Here is a 12,623-nt window from a genome sequence, read left to right on the forward strand (position 1 = left end):
TCATCGCCGGCAAGCCGGCTCCTACAATTGTTTGGGGTGACCGGAAATCAGCAGCGGCCTTCGAGAATGGCCGCATAACCTTCGCGATAGCTCGGGTACTTCGGCTCCCAGCCCAACGTCTTCGCCCGCGCATTGCTGCACTGCTTGCTGCCGGTGCGCCGCACGCTCGCATCGTCATCCCACTCTGTCACGCCCAGATACTCGCGCAACCAGTCGACCACTTCGGCCAACGGCGCTGGCGCGTCGTCGACTCCGATATAGATGTTATCCAGCGCTGTACCTTTCCGATCCGCCTCAAGCAGAAACGCCATCAACCCGGCCGCGTCATCGGCGTGAATGCGATTGCCATATAAAGGCGGATCGATCGCCACGCGATAACCGCGACGCACCTGGGTCAACAACCACTCGCGGCCCGGGCCATAAATGCCGGTCAAACGCACGATGCTCGCGGGGATACCGCTGTCGAGAGCGATTTGCTCCGCTTCGAGCATCACGCGCCCTGAAAAGCCCGCCGCCACCGCCGGGGAAGTCTCATCGACCCACTCGCCGTCCTGCTGGCCGTAAACGCTGCTGCTGGAAACGAACAACAAGCGATTCGGCACCTGACCGTAATCGCCCAGCCACTCCAGCACATGCTTCAGGCCCTCGATATAGGCCGCGCGATAGCCCGCCTCATCGTGATCGGTCGCAGCGGCGCAATACACCAGGTAATCCACCGCACCGACCGGCCAGGTGTCCGGGCAGTCCTTGTTGAACAAGTCGCCGGCGACGCCGATCACGCCCTCGGGCAGACGCGAGACGTTACGCCGCAGGCCATGAACTTCCCACCCTGCGGCCAACAATTGCGTGGCCAGACGACTGCCGACATCACCGCAGCCGGCGATCAAAACAGATGGCGCGGACATCAAGAAACTCCTATCGGAAAGCCACAGACTAGCGCCGGCAATGGACGAGCGGCTAGTAATGCAGGAAAAAAAGATACTCTATTACTTCTGTTAACAAGAATTACTTGCAATAATGCTCGCCACTTTTGTTCTCGGCCTTCGAGGCCTGGAAGAACATTTACCGTCTTTTTCTCTCAGGTCCGGCCAGCATGACACGCAATCAATTCCCCGCCTCGCCAACCAAACGACCTCGCGCCTGGAGCGCAGTGGCCGCCCTGCTGCTCAGCCTGATGCTGGCGCCGGTCGCCGCATTCGCTGACGCACAAGCACCCGCCACCCCGGCTGCCGCCGCAGCACCGGCTCCAGCCGATCACGCCGCACCGGCGGCCATCGAGCCGGTCCAGGCTGTAGACGCCACTGCCGAAGACGCTCCTGAAGTCCTCGAAGCCGACAACACCCTGGGCATGGCCCATGACCTGTCGCCGTGGGGCATGTACCAGAACGCCGACATCATCGTGAAAATCGTGATGATCGGCCTGGCCATCGCGTCGATCATCACCTGGACCATCTGGATCGCCAAGGGCTTTGAGCTGATGGGCGCCAAGCGTCGTCTGCGTACCGAAATCGTCCACCTGAAAAAGGCCTCCACCCTTAAAGAAGCCAGCGCGACGGCGGCCAAGCCCGGCACCCTCGCCAACCTGCTGGTCCACGATGCACTTGAAGAAATGCACCTGTCGACCAACAGCCGCGAAAAAGAAGGCATCAAGGAGCGTGTGGCCTTCCGTCTCGAGCGTCTGGTCGCCGCCTGCGGTCGCAACATGAGCAGCGGCACGGGCGTGCTCGCTACCATCGGCTCCACCGCGCCGTTCGTCGGCCTGTTCGGTACCGTGTGGGGCATCATGAACAGCTTCATCGGCATCGCCAAAACCCAGACCACCAACCTCGCCGTCGTTGCGCCCGGCATCGCCGAAGCCCTGCTGGCCACCGCGCTGGGTCTGGTTGCCGCGATCCCGGCCGTTGTGATCTACAACGTCTTCGCCCGCTCCATCGCCGGTTACAAGGCGCAAGTGTCCGACGCATCGGCAGAAGTCCTGCTGCTGGTCAGCCGCGACCTCGACCACCAGCCTGAGCGCAGCTCGCAACCGCACATGGTGAAAGTGGGGTAATCGGCCATGGGCCTGCATTTGAAAGAAGGCGCAGACGACGATCTGGCCGAGAACCACGAAATCAACGTCACGCCGTTCATCGACGTGATGCTGGTGCTGTTGATCATCTTCATGGTGGCGGCCCCGCTGGCCACCGTGGACATCAAGGTTGACCTGCCTGCCTCGACCGCCAAACCGGCGCCGCGGCCAGAGAAGCCGGTGTTCCTCAGCGTCAAGGCTGACCAGCGTCTGTTCCTCGGCGAAGAGGAAGTGAAGGCTGAAGCGCTCGGCGCCACGCTGGACGCCAGGACCCAGGGCAAGAAAGACACGACGATCTTCTTCCAGGCCGATAAAGGTGTGGACTACGGCGACCTGATGAGCGTGATGGACAACCTGCGCTCGGCTGGCTACCTGAAGGTCGGCCTGGTCGGACTCGAGACGGCAGTCAAGAAATGATCACGACGCGCCATAAGCTGACGCGTTACGGCGGTAGCCTGGCCGTAGTGCTGGGCGTTCATGCGCTGGCCATTGCGCTGGCGCTGAACTGGACGTCGCGCCCACCGATCGAGCTGCCGCCCCAGGCGATGATGGTCGAGTTGGCGCCAGTTCCGGCCCCGCCTCCTCCGGCACCGCCGAAGGTGATAACGCCGCCACAACCACCGGCACCGGTGGAAGAACTGCCGATCCCGAAACTGGCTGAAGCGCCGAAGGCCGAGATCGCCGTGCCGAAACCAGTGAAACCCAAGCCGAAGCCTCAGCCGCCCAAGCCTGTGGAGAAGAAACCGGAGCCACCGAAGGAAAAGCCGGCCGAGGAAAAACCGAGCGACGCGCAACCAACCCAGGCACCGACGGAGAAATCCGCCCAGCCGGCACCGGGTCCGTCGCCCGCGCAGCAAGCCGCCAAGGCCAGCTGGCAAGGGACGTTGCTCGCTCACTTGGCCAAGTACAAAAAGTACCCGGCCAGTGCGCAGGCACGGGGCAAGGAAGGTTTGAACCGTCTGCGCTTCGTGGTGGATGGGGAAGGTAACGTGCTGTCGTTCGAACTGGTGGGCCGCTCCGGTAACGCCGATCTGGACCGGGCCACCCTGGAAATGATCCGCCGCGCGCAACCGCTGCCCAAGCCACCGGCCGACATGCTGAACAACGGCTCCATCGAAATTGTTGCGCCGTTTGTTTACTCGCTGGAACGCCGCCGCTAAATCACCGCGAACCACTGTAGGAGCGAGCTTGCTCGCGATGGAAGTGAACGATGACGTTTGAAGTCTGACACCCCGCGGTGGCTTCAGGTTTTTCGCGAGCAGGCTCGCTCCTACAGGTTCTGCGGCGGTAACAGGATATGCAAAAGGCACCCAAAAGGTGCCTTTTGCATATCCGCCAGCGGCAAACCTGCATTGCCCGGTGTCACTCGACACACTCTCTCTGATAACGTGCGTCTATCGATTGCAGCCGTTATGCTTGGCCCGCAACTTCATGGACGCTCGCTATGACTCTTACAGAATTACGCTACATCGTTACCCTCGCCCAAGAGCAGCACTTCGGCCATGCGGCCGAGCGCTGCCACGTCAGTCAACCGACCCTGTCGGTGGGCGTGAAAAAGCTTGAAGACGAACTCGGTGTGCTGATTTTCGAGCGCAGCAAGAGCGCCGTGCGCCTGACCCCGGTCGGCGAAGGCATCGTGGCCCAGGCGCAAAAAGTCCTGGAACAGGCCCAAGGCATTCGCGAACTGGCCCAGGCCGGCAAGAACCAGCTGACCGCCCCGCTGAAAGTCGGCGCCATCTACACCGTCGGCCCTTATCTGTTTCCACACCTGATTCCACAACTGCACCGGGTCGCCCCGCAGATGCCGTTGTACATCGAAGAAAACTTCACCCACGTGCTGCGCGACAAACTGCGCAACGGCGAGCTCGACGCGATCATCATCGCCCTGCCGTTCAACGAAGCCGACGTCCTGACCCTGCAGCTCTACGACGAGCCGTTCTACGTCCTGATGCCGGCCCAGCACCCGTGGACGCAAAAAGAATCCATCGACGCCGCCCTGCTCAACGACAAGAGCCTGCTGCTGCTCGGCGAGGGCCACTGCTTCCGCGATCAAGTGCTGGAAGCCTGCCCGACCCTGACCAAAGGCAACGACGGCGCCAAGCACACCACCGTGGAATCCAGCTCCCTGGAAACCATTCGCCACATGGTCGCTTCGGGTCTCGGGATTTCGATCCTGCCGCTGTCGGCGGTGGACAGCCACCATTACGCCCCGGGCGTGATTGAAGTGCGCCCACTGACCGCGCCGGTGCCGTTCCGCACCGTGGCCATTGCCTGGCGCGCGAGCTTCCCGCGTCCGAAGGCCATTGAGATTCTCGCTGACTCCATTCGCCTGTGCTCGGTGGCCAAGCCGCCCGCGCCGGTGGCTGCGGCTTAAGTTGCAGTCATGACCGAGTTGTCGCAAGTGTCGGTCACGGCACTCAAGGGTGTCGGCGAGGCCATGGCCGAGAAACTGGCCAAGGTCGGCCTGGAGAATCTCCAGGACGTGCTGTTTCACCTGCCATTGCGTTATCAGGATCGCACCCGCGTGGTGCCGATCGGCCACTTGCGACCGGGGCAAGACGCCGTGATCGAAGGCACCGTCAGCGGTGCCGACGTGGTCATGGGCCGGCGCCGCAGCCTGGTCGTGCGCCTGCAGGACGGCACCGGCGGACTCAGCCTGCGCTTCTACCACTTCAGCAATGCGCAGAAAGAAGGCCTCAAGCGCGGCACGCGGATTCGCTGCTACGGCGAAGCGCGGCCCGGTGCGTCGGGGCTGGAGATCTACCACCCGGAATACCGTGCCCTCACCGGCGACGAGCCTCCACCGGTGGATGAAACCCTGACCCCGGTCTACCCGCTCACCGAAGGCCTGACCCAGCAACGCCTGCGCCAGTTGTGCATGCAAACCCTGACGATGCTCGGCCCGACCAGCCTGCCCGACTGGCTGCCGACCGAACTGGCGCGGGACTATCAACTCGCACCACTGGCCGACGCGATCCGCTACCTGCATCACCCGCCCGCCGATGCCGATGTCGATGAGCTCGCCCTCGGTCACCACTGGGCGCAGCACCGTCTGGCGTTCGAAGAACTGCTGACCCATCAACTGTCGCAGCAACGCCTGCGCGAAAGCATGCGCTCCCTGCGCGCGCCGGCGATGCCGAAAGCGACCAAACTGCCGTCCAAATACCTGGCCAATCTCGGCTTCAATCCGACTGGCGCCCAGCAGCGCGTCGGCAACGAAATCGCCTACGACCTCAGCCAGCATGAACCGATGCTGCGGCTGATTCAGGGCGACGTCGGTGCGGGCAAAACCGTGGTCGCAGCCCTCGCCGCGCTTCAGGCACTGGAAGCGGGTTATCAAGTGGCCTTGATGGCGCCCACCGAGATCCTCGCCGAGCAGCATTTCATCACCTTCAAACGCTGGCTCGAACCGCTGGGCATTGAAGTCGCTTGGCTGGCCGGCAAGCTCAAGGGCAAGAACCGCGCGGCCGCGCTGGAACAGATCGCCAGCGGCGCACCGATGGTGGTCGGCACCCATGCGCTGTTCCAGGACGAAGTGCAGTTCAAGAACCTTGCGCTGGTGATCATCGACGAACAACACCGTTTCGGCGTGCAACAGCGGCTGGCGTTGCGGCAGAAAGGCGTCGGCGGGCGGATGTGCCCGCATCAGCTGATCATGACCGCCACACCGATTCCACGGACGCTGGCGATGAGCGCCTACGCCGACCTCGACACCTCGATCCTCGACGAACTACCGCCCGGCCGAACCCCGGTGAACACCGTGCTGGTCACCGACACCCGCCGCGTCGAAGTCATCGAACGGGTGCGCGGCGCCTGTGCCGAAGGGCGTCAGGCCTATTGGGTGTGCACGCTGATCGAGGAGTCGGAAGAACTGACCTGCCAGGCGGCGGAAACCACCTTTGAGGACCTCACCGCCGCCCTCGGCGAGTTGAAGGTCGGGCTGATTCACGGTCGCATGAAACCCGCCGAGAAAGCCGCCGTGATGGCCGAGTTCAAGGCCGGCAACCTGCAATTGCTGGTCGCGACCACCGTGATTGAAGTCGGCGTCGACGTGCCCAACGCCAGCCTGATGATCATCGAAAACCCCGAGCGCCTCGGCCTCGCGCAACTGCACCAATTGCGCGGCCGCGTCGGTCGGGGCAGCGCCGCCAGCCATTGCGTGCTGCTCTACCATCCGCCGCTGTCACAGATCGGCCGGCAGCGCCTGGGTATCATGCGTGAAACCAACGACGGCTTTGTGATCGCCGAAAAAGACCTGGAACTGCGCGGCCCCGGCGAAATGCTCGGCACGCGGCAGACCGGTCTGCTTCAATTCAAGGTCGCGGACCTGATGCGCGACGCTGATCTGCTGCCCGCCGTGCGCGACGCCGCCCAGGCATTGCTGGAGCGTTGGCCCGATCACGTCAGCCCGCTGCTCGACCGCTGGTTGCGCCATGGGCAGCAATACGGCCAAGTGTGAGCACCGTCGCAGTTTCTCGACGATGCTTTTGACCAAGCTGGTTATACTCCTGCAATTGTTTGAATACGGATACAGACCATGACTGAAGCTGCCCTCGCCCCCGAAACCCCGCACGCTCCGTCTGTTATTCGGCTGCTGCTCGGCAAACTGGGCATCGCCTACGAAGAAGTCCTCGACCACCACGGCCTGAACGCCTCGCGCAAAGTGCAGGCAGTGCTGCTCGACGACGCCGTGGGCGCGCTGATGGTGCTGTTCCCGCAGAGCCAGTTGCTTGACCTCAATCGCCTCGCCGAACTGACTGGCCGCCGCCTCACCGCCGTGCCGACCGAACGCCTGGAAAAGATGCTCGGCAAACACAGCCTGAGCCTGTTGCCCGGCCTGCCGGCGCTGACCAGTTCGCCATGCCTGTACGAAGAAAGCCTGCTGCGCGAACCGAAGTTGCTGATCAACTCGGGCGAGCCGGGCGTACTGCTGGAGATCACCAGCGAAGCGTTCAAGACCATGCTGACCAAGGCCAGTGCCGCCAACTTCGGCGAAAACCTGACCCGCATCCGTCCGAACCTCGACCGCCCCGATGATGACCGCGAGGAAATCACCCAGGCCGTTCAAGCGTTCACCGCGCGCCGCATCCAGCAACGCCTGGAAGCGACCATCGAAATTCCGCCGCTGGCCGAGACCGCGCAGAAGATCATCAAATTGCGCGTCGACCCTAACGCCACCATCGACGACATCACCGGCGTGGTAGAAACCGACCCGGCCCTGGCCGCACAAGTGGTGAGCTGGGCAGCGTCGCCGTACTACGCCTCGCCGGGCAAGATTCGTTCGGTGGAAGACGCCATCGTCCGCGTGCTGGGTTTCGACCTGGTGATCAACCTCGCGCTGGGCCTGGCCCTGGGTAAAACCCTCAGCCTGCCGAAAGATCATCCGCAACACACCACGCCGTACTGGCAGCAATCGATCTACACCGCCGCCGTCATCGAAGGCCTGACCCGCGCCATGCCGCGCGCCCAGCGCCCGGAAGCCGGCCTGACTTACCTCGCCGGCCTGCTGCACAATTTCGGCTACCTACTGCTGGCCCATGTGTTCCCGCCGCACTTCTCGCTGATCTGCCGCCACCTGGAGGTCAACCCGCACCTGTGCCACAGCTACGTCGAGCAACACCTGCTCGGCATCAGCCGCGAACAGATCGGCTCATGGCTGATGCGCTACTGGGACATGCCCGAAGAACTGGCCACCGCGCTGCGCTTCCAGCACGACCCGAGCTACGACGGCGCCTACGCCGAGTACCCGAACCTCGTGTGCCTGTCCGTGCGCCTGCTGCGCGGTCGCGGCATCGGCTCCGGCCCGGATGAAGACATCCCCGACGCCCTGCTGGAACGCGTCGGCCTGACCCGCGAAAAAGCCAACGACGTCGTGACCAAAGTCCTCGAAGCCGAAGTACTGCTGCGCGAACTGGCTTCGCAGTTCAGCCAGGCCTGAAAGCAATCGCGAGCAGGCTCGCTCCCACAGGATGTACGCGATGCCTGTGGGAGCGAGCCTGCTCGCGATGAACCCACCCCGGTCCACCTGACCACCTCAAACCTTGGCAGCAACCTTCGCCTTGCGCGGCTTCAAATACTTGGTCAACCCCTGAAACCAGATCACCAACGCCGGGTTGCCCTTGATCTGAATCGACTTGTCCTGAATCCCCCGCCTGCTTGTTTTTCGTCCAATCCGCGGCTATCGGCCAACTGGGACAACGAGCAAGTGCCCTGCTATGATTTGACTGCAAATAGAGGGCTTTCCGATGACCCAAACAGCTGCTGTCAGTGTTGCAAGCCAAGTCCGCAAGCTTGCCAAAGATCATATGGTCTCTGCTGATCCCGACGGCATGAGCCTCATGGCGGTGATCATTACCCGTATGGCTGGCGATGTCGTTGAGTTGGACGGCGTCGAACAATTGCTCGTCAACCTCAAGAAGAAAGGCGTCCTGAGCAAGTCTGAAACCTTGGCACTTCAAGGTCGCTACCTTCAGGAAAGACGCTCAAAGAAACAAAGCGCATGACTTTTGATCCGTTCGGCGACTTTGAAACTGCAGGTTATCTTCAAAATTCGCTGCAACTGAAAGATCCCACCGAAGTAAAAGAGTCAGAGCATCTTTCGTTCGAATTAAGCATCGAAGATGCGCTGGCCTATTTGGCCAAGAAAAAGCCAATCGATTACCAGACAGTACTCAACGTTCACGAAATCCTGTTCTCCGGCTTTTATCACTGGGCAGGAAAAGATCGGAACGAGCTTGTCCCTCACCTGGCAGTCTTCAAGGGCTCCTTCAACGACCCCAGAAGCACCGTGTTCGAGCGCCCGGACTCCATCAAAATGTCCGTCGACTACGCGCTTAAGCTCGCAGCAGACAAAAAACGCTTTAGAGACCATCCAGGCGGAGTGATGGGCCAGTTGGCTTTCGCACACCCCTTCCTCGACGGCAACGGACGCACGATTCTGTTGGTCTTCATGGAACTCTGCTATCGAGCCAAATTCGCAATCGACTGGTCCAGGACAAACAAGGACGACTACCTGCGGGCACTCAGCGACGAGATTCGAGAACCTCGTGAGGGGTATCTCGATAACTACCTGAAACCGTTCGTGGTCGATATATCCAGTCGCGACGACTGGCCAGCAACCATCAGCGGCATTAGAGGCCTGGATGGCCTGGACAAGGAAGGCATTACCTACGAAAGCCTGGACAGTCCGGAAGTCCAGCAGATCTACCAGACATACAGAGCAAAGCCCCTCGACAACCGGGAGGCTTCCGAATCAGATAACTGAAAAAGCTAACGCGCTCTGGGCGAAGATCCAAAGAGCCCTCAAACCTTTGGCTTCGCCTTGCGCGGCTTCAAATACTTGGTCAAGCCCTGGAACCAGATCACCAACGCCGGGTTGCCCTTGATCTGAATCGACTTGTCCTGAATCCCCGTCATAAACGCCAACTGCTTGTTCTTCGCCTGCATCGTCGCAAAACCATACGCCGCATCTTTAAAGGCAATCGCAAATGCCGGCTCGGCATATACGCCCGACTTGCTGGTAATGCGCTGATCCTTCACAAAGAAATGCCGCGCCACTTTCCCGTCCAGGGTCTGCAGCTGGAACACCAACTCCTTGTCGCCCAACTGCTGTTGAAACGCAGGATTGGTCCGACTGGCCTTACCCATCAACAAACCCAGCATCCACAGAAGAAAACGAAATTTCATGCGCACAGCCTCAAGAGAAAAATGAACGGCCGGCGCAGTGTAGCGGCTTCGAGTAAGAACGCCACTGTTGCGTAGTGTTAGAAGAAGATGCCGTGGTTTTTGACGCTGATGACTACCAAGTCATTGACGAAACGGTGTTGTTTAAAGCTGAGGCTTGTTGAGGTTTCTACGCTCGGGGACATCGGATATTTCCTTCAACACGTGGCGTTGTTCATGAACTAGGCAGGCATCGGCTGCACCGATAGTCTTTGTTCGTTACCTCAAAAACGGTGACACGGACGTGCAAGTCCGGTACATATCGCCGCATATTCGCCAACCGAACATCGAGCGTCTTTCTTGCTCGCTGTAAATGCTTTATGGCGGCTGTGCGTGGGAGGCCCTTTTGGGTCTGCCGGGTTCCGATATGCCTGGTCTTGCACACCTGCGCACGGATGCCACCCTTATTCGAATGCAAGCGAAGAGGAGGCGGCGACATCCACAACACATATCGGGAAACACCAATGATAAAGCCAACGCCGAATCCCCCAGAACACGAAGCCACCTCCCCCTACGAATCCTCCGATTCCAAAAAACTCCACGAAGCCGCTGAACGCGCCCTCGACCATCACCTCGGCACACCACCGGATCAAAAATCCAAACGTCGCAACGGCGACCTCTTCAGCGTCTGCCCCGACATCAACACCGAAACCCTCCTCGCCAACGCTTCGGAAGACCTCCTGTCCATCAGCGCCATCGCAGCCGGCCTAGCGGAGGTGTGGGCGGCTCAAGCCGCTCCGTAGCCCTGGCGCTCAGCCGCATGGCCGACGGGGTGCATTTGCTGGTTGAACGAGCGCTGGATCATCTAGATGAACCAGAAATGGCGGCTATTTTCGCCAAGCAACAAAGCCGAGCCAGCTGACCTGTAGGAGCCGGCTTGCTGATGATGGTGGCGCATCAATCGACGTAAAAAAGGGGACTCGCGCCCCCTTTCTCGATCATCCCTGACTCGACAGCCTGTCTCGGGCGGCAAGTCCAAACCAGTCACGTTTTTAGCGGTTCATAGGTAACTGAAAGCGCATTCGTACAGCGCAATAGGCAAGGTCTTCGCGCATCAGACGGAAACTCATGTCGCACTGCGCATCGGCGTATAGCTTCCAAACCGGATCGTCGAATTCAACTCCGCCTAGCAGGTTGATCGAGCCCTTTAGGCCGCTTTCTCGATCCTGCCCTGCCATCAACGATGCAGCTTTGTAAAAGCCATCATTCGGCAGCCCTGTCTGTAGATAAATGAGCTCACCCAACCGGGCATTGGTTGCACGTGCCAAACACGCAAGCTTCTCGATGGGCGCCTCAGCTCCCGGCAAAGCGGACTGATAGATATCCTCGCAATACGCTTCTTTAAAGCGCACCCACTTTCTTTGTACATCGGTCAGTTGCTTCTTGTCTGCGGGAGACAAGCTGGCCATTGCTTTCTTGTATTGCTCATTCAAGACGGCATCGACTTTCTCAAGGCTTTGCTGACCGCAAGTGATCAAATCGGGATTGGTGAAGCTGTCGGGGTTGCAGGTTTCCTTTGCGCTAGCGGAAACCCTTGAAGCAGGTGAAGCATTCCCCGCCGGCGACCTGGTCTTTTCCGATGGGCTGGAAACGCAATTAGACAGACAGGACACCGTTGGCAGATTCGGCTCGTCACTTCCAGCAAATACGTAAGTCGCAACGCCTGCGCGGGTTCGGGCTCTATACACGGGAACGCTTACGCCCACGGATTTGGAGGGCACAGAGACGGATGGGTCTATCGGCACAACGACCACGTCACCCTCAACATCTCCACACAATGCCTGCATAGCTGATTCACTGAAAGGCACACCGCTTGACGGAGTGAATTGTTTGGAGTCAGGTCGGCAGTCGTAACCGTGCCAGTAAGGCCCCGACTGTTTAGAGGTATCTAAGGAGAAGATGTAAATCCTCTGTAGTTCAATTCTTCCACCTTCGTATCCAAACACCACCCAGCGGCGGGACCGAGCACTGGAAAGACTTTCATTAGCCAGAATGTACTGACTGCCATCCCGATAGAGCTCAAATGAATTCAAAGCGCCGGTCGGCTCCGCCGTGTCGGATAACGTCTTAGCGGAACCGGCATCCAACATATAACCATTGCCATCCAGCACCACCGAGCAATTATTCGTTGCGCTCCCTTTCTGCGCGCACGACCGCAGGGATTGAAAGATCGGTTCAGCAGCCACAATCGGTGGACACAAGAACATCACCAGCAACAAAAACCTAGTCAATACCATTTCCTTGTATTGATGCATATACAGAAATAAAACAGCGAATGCACTTATATACAACCCAAAACAATACAACTAACAACCTCTGTCAACCACCATCACACTACCCACACCCAACCAAGGGGGCGGATTTATCTGCTGCCTCCCTTAGTCAGAGAAGGAGACAGCTAAATAAATTGACGCCTCGCAGTTATTTCCCTGATTCGGAACAGCTCAAGTCTTTAATTACCGCTGCCGCAACAGGAATGACACAGCTTCTGCGCTGCTCACCGGTTGGCTGCAGAGGGGTAATACTAAGTGTCAAATGAACCCCGTCAGCTTTCACCGAAATATCCTCGAAACCAGCATCAGCAAAGTCCGAACCGAATTTTTTACCTTCAAAGGTGCAGAAATTCGAAGAAGACAGAACTTTCCAGTTTTTTTCAGGGCTAATCACCTGAACATAAAGACAACTATTGCCGAATGTTTTTACATATCTGACGACATTATTGCCAACGCGACCGGCCCCAACTTCCGAGACAGAGCCGATATCTGGAATTTCAGCTGCTGCGTGTCCCAGGTAAAAAACACAAAATAATGGCATCAACTTTGAAAAGTTCATA

12 protein-coding genes and 2 pseudogenes are annotated in these 12,623 nt (G+C 59.4%); 9 read left to right on the top strand and 5 right to left on the bottom strand.

Annotation, left to right across the window (positions count from 1 at the left end; translation table 11 throughout):
• Nucleotides 1–47: 47 nt before the first annotated feature.
• Nucleotides 48–905 (bottom strand): SDR family oxidoreductase, encoded by an 858-nt coding sequence (locus ACF6ZU_RS12075; protein WP_392892663.1) that lies wholly within the window; start codon nt 903–905, stop codon nt 48–50.
• 188 nt (nt 906–1,093) lie between these two features.
• On the opposite strand from ACF6ZU_RS12075, the gene exbB reads away from it, so the two are divergent.
• The 6 genes from exbB to ACF6ZU_RS12105 all read left to right on the top strand — a co-directional run bounded on the left by exbB (nt 1,094) and on the right by ACF6ZU_RS12105 (nt 8,006).
• Nucleotides 1,094–2,050: a tonB-system energizer ExbB gene (gene exbB, locus ACF6ZU_RS12080; RefSeq protein WP_392892665.1), complete on the top strand. Its 957-nt coding sequence runs from the start codon at nt 1,094–1,096 to the stop codon at nt 2,048–2,050.
• Nucleotides 2,051–2,056: 6 nt separating this feature from the next.
• The gene (exbD, locus tag ACF6ZU_RS12085) at nt 2,057–2,485 is read left to right on the top strand and encodes a TonB system transport protein ExbD (RefSeq protein WP_392892667.1); all 429 of its coding nucleotides are present in this window, start codon (nt 2,057–2,059) and stop codon (nt 2,483–2,485) included.
• On the top strand, nt 2,482–3,228 hold the full coding sequence (locus ACF6ZU_RS12090) for an energy transducer TonB (protein WP_392892669.1): 747 nt from the start codon (nt 2,482–2,484) through the stop codon (nt 3,226–3,228). The genes exbD and ACF6ZU_RS12090 overlap by 4 nt, the downstream gene beginning before the upstream one ends.
• A gap of 284 nt (nt 3,229–3,512) precedes the next feature.
• Nucleotides 3,513–4,442: a hydrogen peroxide-inducible genes activator gene (locus ACF6ZU_RS12095; RefSeq protein ID WP_008030615.1), complete on the top strand. Its 930-nt coding sequence runs from the start codon at nt 3,513–3,515 to the stop codon at nt 4,440–4,442.
• Nucleotides 4,443–4,451: 9 nt separating this feature from the next.
• A complete protein-coding gene (recG, locus tag ACF6ZU_RS12100) occupies nt 4,452–6,527 on the top strand; it encodes an ATP-dependent DNA helicase RecG (RefSeq protein WP_392892672.1) in 2,076 nt (691 codons plus the stop codon).
• A gap of 78 nt (nt 6,528–6,605) precedes the next feature.
• Entirely contained in the window at nt 6,606–8,006 is a 1,401-nt protein-coding gene (locus ACF6ZU_RS12105) for an aminoacyl-tRNA deacylase and HDOD domain-containing protein (protein ID WP_392892674.1), read from the top strand.
• A gap of 96 nt (nt 8,007–8,102) precedes the next feature.
• Here ACF6ZU_RS12105 and ACF6ZU_RS12110 read toward each other — a convergent pair.
• Nucleotides 8,103–8,219: pseudogene (locus tag ACF6ZU_RS12110) on the bottom strand (helicase); the annotation flags it as partial.
• Nucleotides 8,220–8,313: 94 nt separating this feature from the next.
• Between ACF6ZU_RS12110 and ACF6ZU_RS12115 the strand changes: the two are divergent.
• Nucleotides 8,314–8,571 (top strand): hypothetical protein, encoded by a 258-nt coding sequence (locus ACF6ZU_RS12115; RefSeq protein ID WP_392892676.1) that lies wholly within the window; start codon nt 8,314–8,316, stop codon nt 8,569–8,571.
• Nucleotides 8,568–9,332, top strand: a complete 765-nt coding sequence (locus ACF6ZU_RS12120; protein ID WP_392892678.1) for a Fic/DOC family protein — start codon at nt 8,568–8,570, stop codon at nt 9,330–9,332. The genes ACF6ZU_RS12115 and ACF6ZU_RS12120 overlap by 4 nt, the downstream gene beginning before the upstream one ends.
• A gap of 38 nt (nt 9,333–9,370) precedes the next feature.
• On the opposite strand, the gene ACF6ZU_RS12125 is transcribed toward ACF6ZU_RS12120, so the two are convergent.
• On the bottom strand, nt 9,371–9,754 hold the full coding sequence (locus ACF6ZU_RS12125) for a helicase (protein WP_392892680.1): 384 nt from the start codon (nt 9,752–9,754) through the stop codon (nt 9,371–9,373).
• A 500-nt stretch (nt 9,755–10,254) separates the two neighbouring features.
• Between ACF6ZU_RS12125 and ACF6ZU_RS12130 the strand changes: the two are divergent.
• A pseudogene (locus tag ACF6ZU_RS12130) lies at nt 10,255–10,652 on the top strand (DUF6124 family protein).
• A 130-nt stretch (nt 10,653–10,782) separates the two neighbouring features.
• Here ACF6ZU_RS12130 and ACF6ZU_RS12135 read toward each other — a convergent pair.
• Nucleotides 10,783–12,021: a lysozyme inhibitor LprI family protein gene (locus tag ACF6ZU_RS12135; protein WP_392892682.1), complete on the bottom strand. Its 1,239-nt coding sequence runs from the start codon at nt 12,019–12,021 to the stop codon at nt 10,783–10,785.
• Nucleotides 12,022–12,211: 190 nt separating this feature from the next.
• Complete coding sequence (locus ACF6ZU_RS12140) at nt 12,212–12,622, bottom strand: hypothetical protein (protein WP_392892684.1); 411 nt, start codon at nt 12,620–12,622, stop codon at nt 12,212–12,214.
• Between the last annotated feature and the right edge of the window lies 1 nt (nt 12,623).

The organism is Pseudomonas migulae (assembly GCF_043225285.1).
GTDB classification, from domain to species: domain Bacteria; phylum Pseudomonadota; class Gammaproteobacteria; order Pseudomonadales; family Pseudomonadaceae; genus Aquipseudomonas; species Aquipseudomonas migulae_C.